At 62.5% G+C, this 18,251-nt stretch carries 15 protein-coding genes; 4 read left to right on the forward strand and 11 right to left on the reverse strand.

Features of this window, described 5'->3' with window-relative positions; translation table 11 throughout:
* From A2J01_RS22010 to A2J01_RS22025, 4 genes are all read right to left on the reverse strand, one after another.
* On the reverse strand, positions 1-1,530 hold a 1,530-nt coding region (locus A2J01_RS22010; RefSeq protein WP_064113583.1), incomplete at its 3' end, for an alkaline phosphatase family protein.
* Positions 1,531-1,634: 104 nt separating this feature from the next.
* Entirely contained in the window at positions 1,635-3,413 is a 1,779-nt protein-coding gene (locus A2J01_RS22015) for an Ig-like domain-containing protein (RefSeq protein ID WP_064113584.1), read from the reverse strand.
* Positions 3,410-4,552: an Ig-like domain-containing protein gene (locus A2J01_RS22020; RefSeq protein ID WP_042451633.1), complete on the reverse strand. Its 1,143-nt coding sequence runs from the start codon at positions 4,550-4,552 to the stop codon at positions 3,410-3,412. Before A2J01_RS22020 ends, A2J01_RS22015 begins: the two co-directional genes overlap by 4 nt.
* 269 nt (positions 4,553-4,821) lie before the next feature.
* Positions 4,822-6,759 carry an O-acetyl-ADP-ribose deacetylase gene (locus tag A2J01_RS22025; RefSeq protein WP_064113585.1) on the reverse strand — a complete coding sequence of 646 codons (1,938 nt, stop codon included), beginning with the start codon at positions 6,757-6,759 and terminating at the stop codon, positions 4,822-4,824.
* A 78-nt stretch (positions 6,760-6,837) separates the two neighbouring features.
* On the opposite strand from A2J01_RS22025, the gene A2J01_RS22030 reads away from it, so the two are divergent.
* The 3 genes from A2J01_RS22030 (at position 6,838) to A2J01_RS22040 (ending at position 9,180) form a co-directional block, all read left to right on the forward strand.
* Positions 6,838-7,518, forward strand: a complete 681-nt coding sequence (locus tag A2J01_RS22030; protein WP_003943269.1) for an NUDIX hydrolase — start codon at positions 6,838-6,840, stop codon at positions 7,516-7,518.
* 61 nt (positions 7,519-7,579) lie between these two features.
* Positions 7,580-8,704, forward strand: coding sequence for an NAD(P)H-dependent amine dehydrogenase family protein (locus tag A2J01_RS22035; RefSeq protein WP_030536189.1), 1,125 nt, complete (start codon positions 7,580-7,582; stop codon positions 8,702-8,704).
* Complete coding sequence (locus A2J01_RS22040) at positions 8,701-9,180, forward strand: carboxymuconolactone decarboxylase family protein (RefSeq protein ID WP_003943220.1); 480 nt, start codon at positions 8,701-8,703, stop codon at positions 9,178-9,180. Before A2J01_RS22035 ends, A2J01_RS22040 begins: the two co-directional genes overlap by 4 nt.
* 1 nt (position 9,181) lies before the next feature.
* On the opposite strand, the gene A2J01_RS22045 is transcribed toward A2J01_RS22040, so the two are convergent.
* The 6 genes from A2J01_RS22045 to A2J01_RS22070 are packed head-to-tail and all read right to left on the reverse strand — an operon-like array spanning position 9,182 to position 16,959.
* Entirely contained in the window at positions 9,182-9,970 is a 789-nt protein-coding gene (locus A2J01_RS22045; RefSeq protein ID WP_030536188.1) for an SDR family NAD(P)-dependent oxidoreductase, read from the reverse strand.
* Positions 9,960-11,705 (reverse strand): N-acyl-D-amino-acid deacylase family protein, encoded by a 1,746-nt coding sequence (locus tag A2J01_RS22050; protein WP_064113586.1) that lies wholly within the window; start codon positions 11,703-11,705, stop codon positions 9,960-9,962. The genes A2J01_RS22045 and A2J01_RS22050 overlap by 11 nt, the downstream gene beginning before the upstream one ends.
* Positions 11,702-13,363, reverse strand: coding sequence for a class I adenylate-forming enzyme family protein (locus A2J01_RS22055; RefSeq protein WP_064113587.1), 1,662 nt, complete (start codon positions 13,361-13,363; stop codon positions 11,702-11,704). The genes A2J01_RS22050 and A2J01_RS22055 overlap by 4 nt, the downstream gene beginning before the upstream one ends.
* A 19-nt stretch (positions 13,364-13,382) precedes the next feature.
* Positions 13,383-14,423 (reverse strand): NAD(P)-dependent alcohol dehydrogenase, encoded by a 1,041-nt coding sequence (locus tag A2J01_RS22060; RefSeq protein WP_030536186.1) that lies wholly within the window; start codon positions 14,421-14,423, stop codon positions 13,383-13,385.
* On the reverse strand, positions 14,420-15,574 hold the full coding sequence (locus A2J01_RS22065) for a serine hydrolase domain-containing protein (RefSeq protein WP_054188272.1): 1,155 nt from the start codon (positions 15,572-15,574) through the stop codon (positions 14,420-14,422). Before A2J01_RS22065 ends, A2J01_RS22060 begins: the two co-directional genes overlap by 4 nt.
* Positions 15,571-16,959 (reverse strand): flavin-containing monooxygenase, encoded by a 1,389-nt coding sequence (locus tag A2J01_RS22070; RefSeq protein WP_197494271.1) that lies wholly within the window; start codon positions 16,957-16,959, stop codon positions 15,571-15,573. Before A2J01_RS22070 ends, A2J01_RS22065 begins: the two co-directional genes overlap by 4 nt.
* 167 nt (positions 16,960-17,126) lie before the next feature.
* Here A2J01_RS22070 and A2J01_RS22075 point away from each other — a divergent pair, with 167 nt between their 5' ends.
* Positions 17,127-17,783: a TetR/AcrR family transcriptional regulator gene (locus tag A2J01_RS22075; RefSeq protein WP_064113589.1), complete on the forward strand. Its 657-nt coding sequence runs from the start codon at positions 17,127-17,129 to the stop codon at positions 17,781-17,783.
* A gap of 19 nt (positions 17,784-17,802) precedes the next feature.
* On the opposite strand, the gene A2J01_RS22080 is transcribed toward A2J01_RS22075, so the two are convergent.
* On the reverse strand, positions 17,803-18,251 hold a 449-nt coding region (locus tag A2J01_RS22080; protein ID WP_156519354.1), incomplete at its 5' end, for a helix-turn-helix domain-containing protein.

The raw sequence follows: 18,251 nt of genomic DNA on the forward strand, positions 1-18,251 counted from the left end.
CGGTTCCAGCGGCGGAGTGGGTTGCGGGCGCGCCAAAGTCGGTCGACTACGCGGGTTGGCGAAGTCGAACGCCGACGTCAGGTCGCCACTCACCGTGCGTCGCCACGGGTCGATTTCCGGTTGCGTGATTCCGAACCGCGTCTCCAGGAACTGCGTGACGGACGTGTGGTCGAACACTTGTGAACAAACGAAACCGCCAACAGTCCACGGCGAGATGATCGTCATCGGCACCCGCGGGCCGAGACCGAGCGGCTGATTACCGACCCATTCGGCTTCGACCGAGCGCGGTGGTCGAGGTGGCGGTACATGGTCGAAGTACCCGTCGTTCTCGTCGAAGTTGACGATCACGGCCGTCTTCGCCCACAGATCCGGATCGGACGCGATGACGTCGAGTACTTGATAGAGCAGTGTTGCGCTCGCCGCAGGTGACGAACCCGATGGATGCTCCGAATCCACCTCGGACGGAACGAGATAACTGACTTGCGGCAGTCGGCCCGACTCGACGTCCTTCCTGAACTCGGCGGCCAGTGTGCCGGGCCGGGATCGGTACAGCGCGCGATCGTAGAGTTGGCGATCAGCAGGCGACAGTTGGTCTGCAGCATTCTCGAGGGCCAGTACCGCTGCGTCCTGGACCGGCGCCGGCATCGACGGCAGGGCGAGATAGAACCCGGCCAAGGTCTGGATTTCGTAGGGGAGCAGGCTTGGCCGACCAAGCAGCCCTGCCGCCACTTTCTTGAAGGCAGTGAAGTATTCGAGGTTGTTGTCTCCGAAGTTGTCCCACTCCTGGTAGGTCTTCCAGGAAATGCCGGCGGACTGCAACCGCTCGGGAACCGTCGTCCATCCGTAGCCGGCGTGCCAGGGGTTGTAGGCCGCATTGGTTACAGCTCTTCCCTCGAGGCCGGGCGGATCCGAAGGCAGGACCGACTCGGTCGGATTAGGCGAAAGTGGCTCGTATCCGGTGTATCCAGAGACCCAATAGTTCCGGTTGGGGCTCGTCGATGTCGGTACGGAGCAGTGGTAGGCGTCGCAGATCGTGAACGCGTCCGCCAGTTCGTAATGGAACGGGATGTCTTGCCGGTCGTAGTACGCCATTGTCGTACTGGTTTTTGCCGCGATCCAACCGTCGTGCCAGCCGTCGGCGAGTGCGGCATGTCCGCCCGCCCAGCTGTGGTCGAGTCCGGTCACGTTCTGGGTGTCCATGCGTTGTGCCGCAGCGGAATCGCGGATGGGGAAGGGGAGCACAGGACCGGTAGGACCGGGTTGTTCGAAGACGCTGTGGCCGCCGCGCAGACGCAGCGCATTCGGATCCCCGAATCCGCGAACACCCCTCAGTGCGCCGTAGTAGTGATCGAAAGATCGGTTCTCCTGCATGACGAGGACAACATGCTCGATCGAATCGAGCCCGCCGGAGTTGACGGGTGTCGCCAGTACACGCTGAAGCGACGGCGGGAGAAGGGAAGTAGCGGCGACTGCAGTTGCACCGACCCCGGCGGCGAGAAACGACCGTCGAGAAAGAGAATTCCTGGACACTTGTGCTCCATCGATAAATCAATCAGTTCTATGACCACGGCCGCAACAGGCTGCTGCCGCTGCTCCGAATCGGTGCAGCGGCAACAGCGTCGAGAAGAATTCGATCAGGAACCGAAGAGACCGCCCAGTGAACCGAGGCTGCCCGAACCGCCGTTCCCGCCGTCGTCAGGCGCAGCAGAAACCTTGACGACGGATTCGTCCGACGCGGACTGTGTGAATCCACTTCGCCCGGCGTATGCCGCCTTGATCCGATGATCGCCCGTCGATGCGAAAGTGTGCGTCAGTCGCGCCACTCCATCGACTCCGACGACAACGGGCTGTCCGATGGGTTGGTCGCTGTCGTAGAACTGAACCGAGCCCCCGCCGGGGTTGGGGGTGACAGTCGCGGACAGTTCTGCCGCGACATTCTGCTTGGTCGTCGCGGGAGCTGCCAGTGAGGTCGAGGTGGTGACATCGGACGGTGCGGGATCAGACACGGTGACCGTTTGAGCGGATGCCATCGACGGCATGAATCCTGTTGCGCCGGAGTAGTAGGCCGAGACGGCATGAGATCCAGCCGAGGTGAAGGCATGTTCCAGAGTGGCTTTGCCGTCAGCGCCCACCGGGATCGGAGCGCCGATATCTGCAGCGCCGTCCTTGAACTGGAGAGTGCCACCGGCGGGTGTCGGCGTGACCTGCGCCCTCAGCGACACCGATATGCCCGTCTTCGCATCGGTAGGAACGTTCACGGCAGTGTCGGTCTGCTTGACGACAGGTGCGGCAGTCACCGTGACCATTGCCTCGGTCGAGTTGGAACTCTGGAATCCGTTGACGCCCTGGAACGTTGCGGAGACCCGCGCGGTTCCGGCGGTGAAGAAGGTATGCGGTAGCCGGGCAGTGCCGTCGGCACCGGGCGTGACCGGTGTACCGACGTCGGCGCCGTCCACCCTGAACTGCACGTTTCCGTTGACCGGAGCCGGATCCACCTTTGCGACAAGCTCGGTCGGTGTGCTGGCTTGGATCGAGCCGGGCATCTGGATCGTGGTGGTTGTCGGTTGGCTGACGTAGATGGTGGTCAGGGCCTGCCCACCGGCGTTGAGGCCGGAGTTCCTGTTGTCCCGCGGGGAGCAGTTGTAGCGCTCCCAGTAGTTGACTGTGAAGACATCCTTTTCGCGCTGGACGAATGTGAGCGCATTTCGGTCGTCGTCGTAGTTGGCGGAACCGGGATCGGAAACCCTCAGCGAAGGCTTGATCTCGGTACCGGCCGCACCAGCTTTGACCGTGACGTCGACTGCGGGGAGTCGGAACTTGGTGTTGGCACCGACGATGATGCCGTCACTCGATCGAACTGCGGAGGACGGACCGTTTCCGGTGGTCCGATTCGATCCGGAGATACGCAGGTGCGTACCGGATGCCGATGGATTACCGCCGTCGTCGATCCGTGTGACTGTCGGAGTGGCACTGTCGGATCCGAGGCCGTACGCACTGTCCGCCACAAGCTGGGAACTCACGAATTCGACGCCGGACGGGATGTCGAAGTCGTACTTGATCCGGGCCCAATGCACGACTCCACGGCTGGCATGGCCGCCGCTGTTTGTCTTCATCTCGTTCGGCTGCACGCGGTAGGTGACGGTCTCACCTGGTGCCGCGGTGGTCGGCGCGGTGATGGTGACTCCCGAGCCGAGTGTCTCGTTGAACGTGATCGGGCTTGCCACACCGTCCATCTCGCGCACATGGCATGCAGTTGTGAAGGCCACGCTCTTGGTCTCGGGGGCAGCAGAGGCGATCCCGCCGCCGACGATGGAGAACAAGCCGCCGGCCAGTACCGAGACGGTTGCAATCGCAGAGCCGCGTAGGAGTTTCGAGTTCGTCGTCGAATCCTGGTTTCTGTTCACAGTTTTCACGACCCGAATCCGGGGGTACCAAGGCTGCCGAGGCTACCGGTGCCAGGCTCGGGCTCGGACGGTTCGACGACGTTGATCGTCACGGCGCCCGACATCGACTCCATGAAACCGGCCGATCCCGTGTAGTACGCCGTGATGTTGTGGTCGCCCGCTGTTGTCATCGTGCGGTTGGCCTTCGCGACGCCGTTGACGACGGCCACCGGAGCGCCGAGGTCGACCCCTCCGTCACGGAACTGCACTGTTCCTCCCGACGGCCACGGAGTGACCGTTGCCGTCAGTTCCACGGAGTCACCGACGACGGCCTTACCGGGTGCGTCGATTCGCGTCTGTGTCTGAGCGAGGCTGGAGTCGACGTTGATCACGGCGAGCGGCCGGCCGCCGGCGTTCAATCCGGCCGAACGATTGTCGCGTGGTGAGCAATTGGTGGTCAGCCAGTATTTGACGCCGCCGAGCAGGGTCTCCTGCTGCAGGAAGGTCAGGTAGTTGGCGGCACTGTCGTAGGAACCCGAGTTAGAGTCGGACACGCGCAGCATGGGCTTGATCTGGGTGCCGACAGCCCCTGACGTGACGGTGACGTCGACTGCCGGGAGCTGGAACGTCTTTCCTCCACCGACCTCGATTCCGCCGCCGCCGTTGTCGTCGGTGTTGGGTCCGTTGCCCGCCGTGATGTTGTTGCCGGAGATACGAAGATGCGTCCCATTCGGATCGGGTGAACCGGCATCGTTCACCCGCGTGATCGTCGGGGCGACCCCACCCAGATTCGAGCTGGTGCCGGCCACGATCTGCGCCCCCACGTAGGAGGTGCCTGCGGGGATGTCGAAATCGAACTTGAGACGCGTCCAGTTCACGACGGACCTGAGGTCGTAACCGTCCTTGGGGACCGTCATCGGCTTGGGCGCGAGGCGGTATGTGAAGGTGGAGTTCGGCGGGACCACGGCCGGCGCACTGATCGTGACGCCGGAATCACGCGTCTCGTTGTGCGTGATCGGTCCGGGGAACTGCCACCCGTGGCACGATGCCGTGAACGGAAGGTCCACATCAGCGGCGGACGAGACTCCGGTTCCGCCGATCACGAGGGCAACGCATCCGGTCAACGACGCGGCCACCCCCACTCCTCGGCGCATCAACGTCGACACCATTCACATTCTCCTTGAGTAGCGCTCGACAAGATCGAGCTCTCGGCTTGAAGCCGGGTCCGGGAACCGGCCTCGAGCTGACAGAGAATCGAATACGTCTCGTCGTTTGCTCACCACCAGCTCAAACCCTGGAGAGGAGTAGAACACAGAGCGAGCCGCAAAATATGCGATTCGGACAAATTGTTGGACAAACGTCCAACCGGTGAAATTTCTCCACTTCTCCGACCGCTCTGCACTGCTTTAACGTGGCGTGAAGTGGGCCCGGTAAACGGTCAGGCGATCGCGCGGCGCATCAGGTCTGCCGTCTCCTTGTTGAATGCGACCAGTGTGACCGTCTCGACCTCGGTCTTCGCCGCGCGAATCGCTGAAACGGCCTGTCGGACGGCATCTTCCTTCGGCCAGCCGTAGACCCCTGCTGAGATCAACGGAAAGGCGACGGTACGGGCGCCGATCGAGTCGGCCACGGCGAGGCTGCGGGTGTACGCCGACCGAAGCAGACCGGAACGGTCCTCGGAGCGCGAATACCTCGGGCCGACGGTGTGAATCACGGCCTTGGCGTGCAGCTTTCCGGCGGTGGTGGCTACGGCCGCACCCACCGGCAGGCCGTCGGGAAGGCTGGTGTTGCGCAATACCTCGCAAGCCTTCAGGATCTCCGGTCCCCCGGCACGGTGGATCGCGCCGTCGACACCGCCGCCGCCGAGGAGCCTGGAGTTGGCCGCATTGACGATGGCGTCGACGGTCAGCGTCGTGATGTCACCTTCGACGACTGTAATAGCAGGCATGGATCCTCCTGTGTATCCGACGGCTGTGTGTCCGACGGACGCGTTTCCGACTGCCGTGTTCCAGAGTTCACGCTTCGGGCGAGCCCACGGCATAGCCGAGCGTACGTCGTAGGGATCACGTCCGATCAACATCGAGTATCGCGCTGCAACCGACGGCGTGCGACTGTGCGCCTGAACGCAATGGAGGAGTACGCGCTTTCCCTCGGCCCGCAACGCCTGGACGGTGCGCGCTGCGTCGTCGAGAACGAACTCGAGGTTGGCGTTGGAATCGTGACCGTGGTCGACCAACCAGAACTCGACGTGATCAGGGGCGACCTGTCGTGTTCCCATGCGGCACAGGCTGACCACGGCGTCGTAGTCTGCAGTGGACACCGCATCGACGCCGCCGAGCATGACGCCGTCGTCGTGCGGGTGCGTCGTCAGGTGGTGGGTTCCGCGAAACCTCGAGTAGTCGAGTTCTGCCGTCGACGGCCATCCGTTCTTGTCGTCGGTACCGCCGCGAGCAGTCTTTATTGCCAGGCGAATCAGATCGGAGGAACGGTATCCCGGCCAGCCATGCATGATTCGGCGCCAACGGGCGGGAACCGCCGACGCTCCCCAGCGGGCGCCGAGGAGGCCACCCGCGATGGCCGCCGTCGTGTCGGTGTCCCCGCCGGCTCTTACTGCCGCTTCCAATGCGTACTGGAGGTGGCGAGCATCGCCATTGTCCGTGGAAGTGATTGCCCACCAAGCAGTCTGAAGTGCATGCACCACCCAACCGTTCTTGGAGAAGTCCTGCGGGTTCCCGGTTTCGGCCTGATCGAGCAGCGGGCCCCAGTATTCGGCGACGTCCTGATCGGCAACGGAGAGGAAGCCTCGAACACCGTCGAAGTTGCCGGCGACAACGGCATGGCGGATGGCATGGGTCCACAACTCGCACGCCTGTCCGGCACGCGGGTCGTCGTGCGTGAGTGAACTGATCCGGTGCGCTGCCGACCTGGCACCTTCTGCATCGTCCAAGTAGGAGAGGGCGACGGGAGCAGTCCGCATGAGCGAGCCGTTGCCGGCTTTGCGGCCGCTGATCGCCCGCGCACGATCCGCCATCGCCGCTGCGCTTTCGGAGCGGACGGACAACACTGCTCGCGTCTGGTTGCCGATGTCCGCGGGCTTCGAGTCGTACCACCGGATGAACTGTGCTGCAATGGCATCGAGACCGTCAGAGCTTCCGATGTCGATTCCGGTCGCGGCCACCTCGGCGATCGCAACTGCCATCGAGGTGTCGTCGGTCCATTCTCCCGGCGCCCAGTCGAACGGGCCGCCACCGATCATGTCGATCGTGACCTCGGCCTTCGGGTAGGTGAATTCGTAGCCGGCGCCGAGCGCGTCTCCTGCTGCGGTGCCGAGCAGAACGCCGGCCGCTCGATCGGACTGCTGTGCGGTGAGTTTCATAGCCACCTCTTCGGTTCGCGATGATCGTTTGATCAACTTTGCGCTAACCATAGATCATGTTTGAGATAACATGCAAGGGTGAATAAATGGACAGACACGAGCGGCAAGGGATTGACGGACTATCCGCGTCCGTCTGTGGCAGTGGACGTCGCGGTGCTGACGTACAGCGGTGGATCTCTGAAAGTTCTGGTGGTTCGGCACCGTCTCGGTGCGCTGGCGCTACCGGGAACATTTCTGCACGAACGCGAATTGCTCACGGCCGCAGCCGATCGTGCCCTGTCGGTCAAGGCAGAGTTGGCCCAGACGAGCTTCCACCAGTTGGCGATCTTCGACCGACCGGACCGCGACGACCGTGGATGGGTTTTGTCGGTCGCACACACGGCTTGCCTACCGGAATCGGCACTGCCCGATTCGGCGCTTCTCGTCGATGTGTACGACGACGAGGCAGTGAGCGGACTCGCATTCGATCACGCCGACATGGTGCGACTCGCGGTCACGGACCTACGCACGAGGTATGCGTCGTACGTGGATCCGGACGGATTGTCGGGCGGGACGTTCACCGTCGCCGAACTTCGGGGACTCTACGAGGTGATCTTCGATCGTCCGTTCCAGAAGGACAGCTTCCGCCGGCAGGTGTTCGACGCGCTCGAAAGTACCGGCGAGATGAGCAGACCAGGTAACGGCCGACCCGCCGAGACGTACCGGAGGCGGGGTGACGGCGCACTGACTGCGCAGGCAATGGCATTTTTGACCGGATGAAGTGAAACGAATTCTTGCAGTTCTGCTGACCTGACGCGCTGAGCTGGGTAATGTCCGATTGATGGGTGCAGTTTCGAATGAAGCCGAGTCCAAGATTCCGACTGTCGTGTGGGGTACCGGCAACGTCGGGCGTGCATCGATTCGCGCTGTGACAGCCAATCCGGCCCTCGAACTTGTCGGCGTCATCGTTGCGAACCCCGAGAAGGTCGGGCGAGACGCCGGTGACCTCGCCGATCTGGGAGTGCACCTGGGCGTCGCGGCTACCGACGACGCCGATGCCGTGCTCGCAGCGTCTCCCGGCGCGGTGGTCTACGCGGCGTCCGGCGACATTCGGCCCGACGACGCGGTTGCCGACATCACGCGGGCACTGGCCGCCGGAGCTGTGGTGGTCACGCCGTCCGTATATGCGCTGTACGACCCGAAATCTGCGCCTCCCGAACTTCGTGATCCCGTCGAAGCTGCTGCCAAGGCGGGCGGCGGCGCTCTGTTCGTCTCCGGTATCGACCCAGGCTGGGGCAACGACATCCTGCCGATTCTCGTCAGCGGGCTCGCGGGGACAATCGACCAGATCCGGTGTCAGGAAATCTTCGACTACACGACCTACGAACAGCCGGATTCTGTCCGCTACCTGATCGGGATGGGTCAGCCGATGGACTACGAACCTCCCATGGTCGCGCCGACCGTACCCACCATGGTCTGGGGCGGGCAGATTCGGCTCATCGCCCGGGCACTCGGGGTGGAACTCGACGAGATCCGCGAGACCTTGCTGCGCCGCCCGCTCGAGGAAACCGTGTCGACCGAACATATGGGGGAGTTCGCGGCCGGCACCCAAGGCGCACTGCGATTCGAGGTTCAGGGAATCGTCGGCGGGGAACCACTGATCGTGATCGAACACGTCACGCGTATTCATCCGTCCTGTGCCCGCGACTGGCCGCTCCCGCCCGACGGCGGCGACGGCGCGCACAAGGTGATCGTCGAAGGACGACCACGAATCGAGATCAACGTCGAAGCCACCGATGAAGGTGGAAATCGCGCGGCCGGTGGAAATGCCACGGCCGTAGGACGTCTCGTCAACGCAATTCCCTGGCTACGTCAGGCTGAACCCGGTCTCTACGACGCGCTGGACGTTCCGCTCACACCCGGCGTCGGCAAGCTCGGTGCCCGAAACTCGGAGGTACTCACATGAATATCGACATACCCGAAGGCAAGAATCCGATCGGCTACGTGTGGGGAGAGATGGTCCCCGGCATCGGACCCGCGGCCGCCGGGTTCTCCCAAAAGGTCTACACGGACGGCACTCTCGGACTCCGCGAGTTCGAGGCGGCCAGGCTTCGGATCGCTCAGATCAACGGGTGCATCTTCTGTCAGGACTGGCGCACCGAGCGTGACGGCGAGACTGTGGAGTCGACGTTCGATCAGTCTGTCACCGACTGGCGCACCACCGATGCCTTCGACGACAGGACGCGCCTCGCTGCCGAATACGCCGAGAGATACGCCCTCGACCACCACGGACTCGACGACGAGTTCTGGGAACGCATGACCGCTCACTATTCCCAGCGAGAAATCGTCGAGTTGAGCATGTGCCTCGGATCGTGGTTGGCCTTCGGCCGGCTCAACCACGTCCTCGGCCTCGATACTCAATGTGTGTTGCCCGGTAACTGAACTAGTTGCCCAGCGTCGTCAGATCCGGGTAGTTCGAGACCTCCCAGCCGCCGTCGACGACCAGACTGGTTCCGGTGATGTACGAGGCGTCGTCGCTGGCGAGATAGAGGCAGGGGCCCGCGATCTCGTCGGGAGTTGCCGCTCGGGACATGGGGATTCGGCTGAGAAACATGTCGCGGGCGGGTTCGTAGTTCATGACCGGCGCGACCAGTGGCGTGTCGACCAGGCCGGGTAGAACGGCATTGACCCGGATCCCCGACGCAGCCAGTTCGATCGCGGCATTCTTGCTGAACATCTCGACTCCGGCTTTGCCTGTCGCGTATGCGCTCCCGTAGGGGCTCGGCACGTGCGCGTTCAATGAGGACACGTTGACTATCGCACCACCGCGACCGTGCTCTCGGATATGCCGCGCTTCATGTTTGGTGCAGAGGAAGACGCCCTTCTGCACCAGGTCGATGGTGAAGTCCCAGTCGGCCTCGTCGAGGTCGACGATCTGCCCCACCCTCGACGCACCGGCAACGTTGAAAGCCAGATCGATACCGCCGAATTCCGCCGCCGCCGCGGCAAGGGCCTCGGCAACATCGGATTCCTTGGTGACGTCAGTGGGAACGGCGAGGAAGGCCCCGCCGTGCTGGGAGGCTATCTCTTTCAAACCCTCTGCAGCGATGTCGATTCCAGCTACCTGTGCGCCTTCGTCGATAAGCCTTAGTGCGATGGCTGCACCGATACCTGATGCTGCTCCAGTGACGACTGCTGTTTTCCCGGCAAATCTGGACGTGTTAATGGGCACCTGCTTTCAAGAACTTTCCGGTTCGGCGGTTGCCGAGAACGGGTGCTGCTTCTCCGTCGCCGAAGACGTACTCGCCGCCGACGAACACTGCGGTGACGGTCTGGTCGTTGCGATTGACCATGCGGGAGAGGTTGTCGTACTCCACAACCGGGCTTTCCGCGTACGCGTCGAGCGAATCGTCGAGATGAGCGGGATCGATCACAACCAGGTCGGCGCGATCACCTAATCGAAGGTGCCCGGCATCGATGTCGTACCACTCGGCGAGTTCACCGGTGAGACGATGCACCGCTGCCTCGACGGTCATGAACGGACGGCCGACCTTTTGGGCATCGTAGACACGTCGTAGTAGGCGTAAGCCGAAGTTGTAGAACGCCATGTTGCGCAAATGCGCTCCGGCGTCGGAGAACCCGAGTTGGACGCCATTTTCCTGGGCGAACTTGTCCAAAACCTCCGGCCGGTGGTTCGAGATGGTTGTGCGCCAACGCACTTTCGTGCCGTGTTCGAGGACCAGATCCAGGAATGCATCGACAGGGTGGAGGCCGCCACGTTCGACGCCGACCTGCCCGAAGCTCTTGCCGACCAGGGATTCGTCGGGGCAGGAGACGATCTCGGCGTCGAAGAAATCGCGATGCCAAACTTTGACACCGAACTTCTGGTCGTAGTCCTTGCGGAATTGTCGACGGTAATCCTCGCTCTGCATGAGGACGTTGCGTTCCATCTCGTCGGTCAGATGCAGTGCTGCAGCGCCAGATCCGAACTCCTCGAAGACAACCAGGTCGATGCCGTCGGCATATACCTCGAAGGGAACTGGCAGGTGCTGCCAGCGCAGGTCGCCGCCGAGTTGATTGACCAAGTGTGCCAGTGGGCCGAGTATCACCACGGCCAACTTGTTGGACTTGATGTCGGCCGCCGAAAGCATGCTCGTCTTGAGTCGCTTACGCCAGATACCCGCGCTGGAGAACGCCATCGCTCCGGTACTCATCGGGTTGGAGAGGTCAGGTCCGGCCTGAAATACCCGTCCCCGACGGCGCAGGATCGCATTGAGTCGGCGTCGTTCTTTCGTGGTTGCATACGTCGACGGCAGCGTGCGTGAGCGGCAGGTCTCGCCGTCGAGTTTGTCGAACAACAATTGCTGACTGGACATCCCGACGAATCCTGCGTCGAGAGCTTCGGTCAACTGTGCTTCCATCGACGCGAGTTCGGCGTCTGTGGGATGGACGTCCTTCCTGGTAGCACGATCCAGTCCCATCTCGGGGGCCCGCATATCGGAGTGTCCGATGAAGGCTGCAACATTGGGACCTAGCGGAAGCGCCTCTAGTGCAGCAACATACTCGCTCGCAGAGTTCCAGGTCTTGGCACGGTTGAGTGCGTCGACGACGTGCTTACGCGGAATTGCCTCTACTCTGCCGAAGAGATCACCCGCGTCGGAGGGGCTGGCGTGAATGGTGGACAGGGAACACGATCCGACAAAGATCGACGTGACCCCGTGTCTGAGCGATTCGCTCAGTGCCGGGCCTTCGAGGATCTCGACGTCGTAGTGGGTGTGGATGTCCACGATGCCCGGGATCACCCACTTGCGTCTCGCGTCGATGACACGGGGACAGTCGGTTTCGTCGAGTGGATCGAGGGAGATGGCAGTAACCAACCCATCGCGGATACCCAGATTGCGGACAGCTGGTTTGGCCCCGGTGCCGTCGAACCACAGACCGTTGTTGATCACGGCGTCGTAGGTCATGAGAGAACCACCTTTGCACGTATCGTTTTTCCGGTTGCATTGCGGGGCAGAGGAGTTGTGCTCAGTTTCCACTTCACCGGCACCTTGAAGTAAGCCAGTCGTTCGGCGACGTAGTCGCGTAGTTCTTCTTCGCCGGCGGCTCCCTCACTCCGCAAAACGACGACGGCTGCAACTTCTTGGCCGAGGTCTGCCGAATCAATGCCGATCACAGCGCATTCGAGTACGGCGGGATGCTCGTCGATGGTCTGCTCGATTTCGAGAGGGTAGACGTTCTCGCCGCCGCGCAGGATCAGATCGGACCGGCGACCCGTCAGACGGAGCCGGCCGTCCTCGAACACTCCGAAGTCGCCGGTTCGGAGCCAACGATCAGGACCGATAGCGGCTGCAGTCGCGGTCTCGTCGTTCCAGTACCCCAACATCACATAGGCGCTGCGCGCACAGATCTCACCTTCCTCGCCGTCGGGGACTGCAACACCGAAGGGGTCGCGCACCTCCACGCTCACCCCGATGATCGGCCGGCCGAGAGTTCCGGGGAACGCGGCAAGTTCCGGTGGTGTGGCAACTGAAATGCCGGTGGAGGATTCGGTGAGCCCGTAGCTGTCGACCAAGGTGTGCTGCGCAAAAGGCAGTCGTGCGCGCAGTCGGTCCTGCAAGGCCGGAGATGACGTCGCAGACGCGAGCGCAAAGGCGCTCAGTGAGGTCAGGTCGTACTTCTCGAGACTGCCGTACTCGAGGAGACGGGTTGCCATGGTGGGGACCACCGCCCAGTTTGTGACCTTCTCGCGTTCGACGAGGGAAAGGACTTCGTCGACGTCGAAGGCGCCCTGATGGATGACCACCGCTCCGCCCGTCGCGAGTCGTGGGATCGCCAGGTTATGCAGGCTTGCAATGTGAAACAGCGGCGCGGTCAGCAGATACCGCAAGTCACTCGGTCGGCCGTCGCTGGGTTTGCCGGTGAACGCCGCAGCGAGGCGATCGCTGTAGCGGTGGTAGTCGATGACGGCCAACACGTTTCGGTGACTGTGAACAGCCCCCTTGGGGCGGCCACCGGTTCCGCTCGTGTACAGGATGACGGCCGGATCGTCCTCGTTGACGGAAGTACGGGGCAGTGTCGATCCCGAATACTTCTCCATCAAGGTAGGTAGATCTTCTTCCATCGTGAGTACGGGAACATCGGTGTTCAGTTCGGAAAGAATCTGCGCGCGTTTGGCGTCGGCGATCACCACTGTGGGGGTGGTGTGATCGATGCCGTACGCCACCTCGCGGGCCACCCACCACGAGTTGAATCCGACGGCGATGGCACCGAGGGACTGAGCCGCCCAGAAGGTCATCACCCATTCCGGCGTATTGGCAGCAAGTATGCCGACCCGATCACCCTTGCGGACGCCGTACCGCTCGCGGAGCGCCGTCGCCAATGCTGCTACGGCCTCGCCGTGCTCGAGGTAGCTGAAGCGTCGGTCCTTGGTCACCAGATAGTCGCGTGATCCGTAGTCGAAGGATGCAGCGAGCACGTCGCCGAGTGCCTTGTCACGGTTCTTCATGACGGGCATCGAACTGCCCAGTACATCCTCGACTTGCATCTCGAAAGGACCACCGGGGCCGGTCAGCCCGGCCATGACGGACGCGATGAATGCTTGTGTATCAGCGGAAGTAGTCACGTGAAGTGCCTTTCGAAGATTAGGGTACGAGCACTGCGCGTCCGGTGACCTTGCCGTGTTCGAGACGGTCGAGTGCGTCGCGGGCATCAGCGAGGTCGAAGCGGGCTACTTCTACCGTTACCAGACCGGCCTGTGCCAGGGCGATGGAATCGACGAGGTCGTTTCTGGTGCCGCCGTACGACTTCCGGATCGATGCGCCCCACGGCCAGCCTGGTCCGCCGGCAGCTTCGGCAGTGATTCCGGGGTTTCCGCCTCCGAGACCTACCATGCGATACGCGCCGTTCGGCGCAACCGCTTGAACGGACATCTGTGCGGTTGCGTCGATACCGACGAAGTCGAAGATGACTTCTGCGCCTCTGGCCGATGTGAGGTCGAGGATGTGCTGCGCGGTGTCCGGTCCCGATTCGAGCGTGATGTCGGCGCCGCAACGTTTGGCGAGATCGAGTTGATCCTGTCCGACATCGACGGCGATGATGCGCACGGCACTGATTGCGCGAAGTATCTGTACTGCAACGTGACCGAGTCCGCCGACGCCGATCACGACGGCGGTGGCACCGGGCTGGAGATGTTCGCGGGCACCGCGAATGGCGTGGTAGCTCGTCAGTGCCGCATCGGCGAGAGGTGCGGCCTGCAGGAAGTCGAGGTCTCCGATGGGTACGAATGAGCGAGCCGGGATCTTGACGTACTCGGCCATCCCGCCTTCGGGACCAAGCCCGGGGCAGGGCGGCATCGCGGTGCGTCCAGCGGCGAGGCACATATTCTCGTTGCCGCTCATGCATTCTCGGCACTGTCCACATGACCAACAGAGGTAGACGACGCCACGCTCTCCGACGGAACGGCCGTCGACGCCACTCCCGACGGCTTCGATCGTTCCGGCAATTTCGTGGCCGATAGTCAGCGGTTCTTCGCGCATCTTGTACGGAAAGTGCAGGAGATGGAGATCGGAGTGGCAGATTCCAGCTGCGCCCACCCGAATCAGTAGTTCCGACGGGCCGATCTCCGGGACCGGCACGTCGTTGATTTCCAGGAGCCCGGGCCCCATGAGCTGGGCTGCCTTCATGAGCTGACCTCGCTGACCTCGGAGTTGTATGCGGCGCTCAGGTACGCGTTGCTGCGGTCGGATCCGATCAGGCCCGGTGCCATCTTGTTCATGACGTAGGCGAAGGTCATCCGTCGGTCCAGATCGTTGACCAGCATCGAGCCGCCGATACCTGCCCACCAGCAGGTGCGTCCGTCGGGAATCAGTGGCGCGGTAACCGGATGTGGCAGTCCGTAGCCGATGCCGAACTTGAGTGGTGTCATGATCCCGAGATCGATACCGTCGGCTTGGATCTCGAAGATCAGGTCGATGGTGCTCTGCGAGAGCAGCTTCCGGCCGTCGAGCACACCACCGTTCGAGATCAGGGATTGGACCCGAGCGATAGAACGTGCGTTGCCGTGGCCGTTGACTGCGCCGATCTCGGCTTCCCGCCAGGGTGCGGTGTTGACCTCGGGGTAGTCGAGCAGTGGGCAGGTCAGGGTCTTGATGAAGATGCTGTCCTGGTCGAGCGTGGACAGGTCGAACTCCAACGCGGGCGGCGGAACCATGGTGGCGATTCGACCGAAATGCTCTGCGGACGTGCCGATATGGAAGTCGGCTCCCAGTGGACCGGAAAGCTCTTCGGCAAAGAACCTGCCGAGAGTTCGCCCGTCGATGCGACGAATGACCTCACCGACGAGATGGCCGTAGTTGATCGCGTGATAGCCCGACGCCGTACCCGGGGTCCACCAAGGCTTCTGGGTAGCGAGGCGAGCGGTGGACGCCTCGAGGTCGTAGATGTCCGTCAGTTCGATCGGGCGCTCCCAACCGGAGACGCCAGACGTATGCGACAGGAGGTGGCGAACTTCGATGTCTTCCTTACCGTTTGCCGCAAATTCGGGCCAGTAGTGAGCAACTTTCTGGTACACGTCCAATTGGCCGCGTTCGACCAGCAGGAGCGCACACAGGGCCGTCATGGTCTTGGTGATGGAGAACGTGTTGACGATGGTGTCGCTGCCCCATGGAGTGGTACGGGATTCGTCGGCGTACCCGCCCCAGAGATCGACCACGGATTCTCCGGCGACGGTGATGGCAACAGAGCCGCCGAGTTCTTCACCGGATTCGAGTTGAGCCTCGAAGGCGGTGCGGACGGCGTCGAACTCGTTGTCGCAGTGACCGTTCACCAGACTCATGCGCGATCCGCCTTCTCGAGTTCGTGTGCTGCTGCACGCGCGGCAACAGGTAGCTTGTTTCCGGAGGCCGCAGCACGCTTGGTGCCCTTGGCGATTTCCTTGTTCATGTTGCGGACGTAGGGATCGAACTCGAGCTGAATCGTGTGGCGTGGTGACTTGTAATAGGGGGCGAGGAAGTACGCCTCGTCGGCTTTGGTGATCTCCTGCATCTCGTTCGAGGACGGCAGTTGGTATTTACCGGTGAGGTAGGCCGCGACGAGCTTGCTCTGCTGCTCGGCGAAGTTGACGAGCGTCGGCATGGGCTGCGCGAGTCCCATGAAGAAGAGGTTGTCGATTCCGGGCTTCATCATTCGTTTGAACAGTGGGAATCGGTTGTCCTTGTCCGGCAGCAGATTCGGATCACTGAAGAAGGGGAAGCTGATGTTGTAGCCGGTGGCGCAGATGACCACGTCGACGTCCTCGGCGGTGCCGTCCGCGAAGTGAACCTGCTTTCCGTCGAGTTTGGTGATGGCAGGCTTGAAGGTTATGTCGCCTGACCCGGCGCGTCCGAGGAACTCGCCGCTGGCCGACGGGTGGGCCTCGAAGGGGCGGTGGTCCGGCTTCGGCAGACCGTAACCTTCCATCGTTCCCAGATTCTTGCCGAGGAATCGACGACTCAGGAACAGTCGTAGACCACGCGGCATCCAGGGCGGGGTGATCAGTTTGTCGCCGGGTACACCGCCGAGATATTTCGGCAGTACCCAGACTCCACGGCGAGCCGACACGATGAGCTTGTCGGCGAGGTATCTCTGGCCCAGTTCGGAGGCAATATCCAAGCCGGAGTTGCCCATTCCGACCACGACTACCTTTTTGCCGCGCATGTCGACCGGGTCGAACGGGTCGTTGTAGCTGTGGCTGTGCATGAGGACCCCGTCGAACTCACCGGGGTAGTCCGGGATGTTGGGATCCCAATGATGTCCGTTGCAGACCATCAGGACGTCGTAGGTGCGAACTTCGCCGTCCGAGCGCGTGATGGTCCACAGCCCGTCTGTATCACGTTCTGCTGCAACAACACTGGTGTTGAAGATGATCGACTCACGCAGTCCGAAGTGCTCGACGTAGTCCTTGAAGTACTGGAAGAGTTCGGAGTGGTGCGGGAAGTCGGGAAGGTCAGCGGAGACCGGGAAGTCCTCGAATGCCAAGCGCCACTTCGACGTGTCGATATGCAGGCTCTGGTAGCAGGCCGACATCCCGTTGGGATTCTTGTAGTACCAGTTTCCGCCGACCTCGTCGGACGCTTCGTAGCAGTCGAAGGGTATTCCGAATTCCTTCATTCGCTTGGCCGTCGTGATTCCGGTAGGCCCGGCGCCGATGATGCACACGCTCGGCAAGGGGGAGGGGCTCATTCGCCATCGCTTTCTGTTCTGTCTCGGGCGTGCGAGAAGAAGAATCGAATCCCGAGAAGTGACTTGAGTCATAGTGCGCCACTCGCTGACATTGTGTCAATGAATGACGCAATGTTTTTTGGTGACGGCGAGTCGGTGATTTGCCAGGAGGTTGAAATGCGAGCAAGGTGGGCGACGTGAGCACGACTACGGACGGCCCGAAGAACAGGCGGGGAACACTTCGCGACGAGCAGAAACGCGCGACGCGGGCCAAACTCGTGGACGCCGCACGCACTCTGTTCGAGGAGCGGGGATACGCGGCCGTGACGGTCGATGACATCGCCTCGGTCGTCGGATGCAGTAGAGCCACGTTCTACGTGCATTTCGCCAGCAAAGTGGAGATGCTCAAGACGATCGGCGCGGCCGGGATGGCGGCGAGTGCGTTCGCTTTCTACATCGATCTCGATCGGGTCCTCGACACGAACTCTCGCGTGGAATTCACGGCTTGGCTGGAGCGTGCCTTCGACTGGTTCGACGAGAACAAACGCCTGCTGCCGGCGTGGGACGAGGCCGTGGCACTCGAACCGGAGTTCCGCGAGACAGCGCGAGACGGTATGACCCAACTACCGAATGCCATGCCCAAGTACCTGGGCCGTTGGCCGGAGGAACAGCACGACGAGGCACGGTTGCGCGTCGAACTGCTCGTGAGTCAGTTGGAGCGATTCTTCACACGCTGGGCCGTGCAGGGGACGATCGACGTGACTCGGATGCAGGCGGCCGAGGTTCTGACCGACATCTGGTTCCCGGCCCTGTCGCCGGAATCCAAGGGCGGCGACGAGCGGTAGATGTGAATCCGACGGAGGTTCACGGGTCGATGAGTCCTTCGGGAACGCCCCGCCACCCGCGGCGCTGGTAGTCCCGGGGCGACATGCCGTGAGCCGCGATGAAGACCTTGGTGAATCCGGACGCGTGCGCGTAGCCGAGTCGACGGGCAGCCTCCCCGGCCGCGAGGCCCTCCTCGAGATAAGCGCGGGCGAGGGTCATCCGCAACTGACCGCGCCAGCGCGGGAAGCTCTGGCCGGTGGCCGCTACGAAGTCTTTGAGGAGCATGTCCTCGTCGACGCCGAGCCGAGCGCTCCAATCCGGCAGCGTGCGCGAATCGGCGGGGTTCTTCCGGAGTGCGGCAAGGATCGTTTCGACTGGATCGGCCTGATCGCCGCTGGGTAGGGGCGCTGCCGCGGCACTTCGAATCAGCCTCGCGATCCGGGCGGGGTCGTGGATCTCGGGGCGCAGGTGGGTGTAATTCGCGACCA

The sequence above is a fragment of the Rhodococcus sp. EPR-134 genome, assembly GCF_001647205.1.
Taxonomy (GTDB): Bacteria; Actinomycetota; Actinomycetes; order Mycobacteriales; family Mycobacteriaceae; genus Rhodococcus_F; species Rhodococcus_F qingshengii.

Excerpts from the sequence above, each read along its gene's own strand:
- A2J01_RS22020 (WP_042451633.1), bottom strand. The coding sequence starts at position 4,552 with ATGGTGTCGACGTTGATGCGCCGAGGAGTGGGGGTGGCCGCGTCGTTG.
- A2J01_RS22025 (WP_064113585.1), bottom strand. The coding sequence starts at position 6,759 with ATGAAACTCACCGCACAGCAGTCCGATCGAGCGGCCGGCGTTCTGCTC.
- A2J01_RS22035 (WP_030536189.1), top strand. The coding sequence starts at position 7,580 with ATGGGTGCAGTTTCGAATGAAGCCGAGTCCAAGATTCCGACTGTCGTG.
- A2J01_RS22040 (WP_003943220.1), top strand. The coding sequence starts at position 8,701 with ATGAATATCGACATACCCGAAGGCAAGAATCCGATCGGCTACGTGTGG.
- A2J01_RS22050 (WP_064113586.1), bottom strand. The coding sequence starts at position 11,705 with ATGACCTACGACGCCGTGATCAACAACGGTCTGTGGTTCGACGGCACC.
- A2J01_RS22060 (WP_030536186.1), bottom strand. The coding sequence starts at position 14,423 with ATGAAGGCAGCCCAGCTCATGGGGCCCGGGCTCCTGGAAATCAACGAC.
- A2J01_RS22065 (WP_054188272.1), bottom strand. The coding sequence starts at position 15,574 with ATGAGTCTGGTGAACGGTCACTGCGACAACGAGTTCGACGCCGTCCGC.
- A2J01_RS22070 (WP_197494271.1), bottom strand. The coding sequence starts at position 16,959 with ATGAGCCCCTCCCCCTTGCCGAGCGTGTGCATCATCGGCGCCGGGCCT.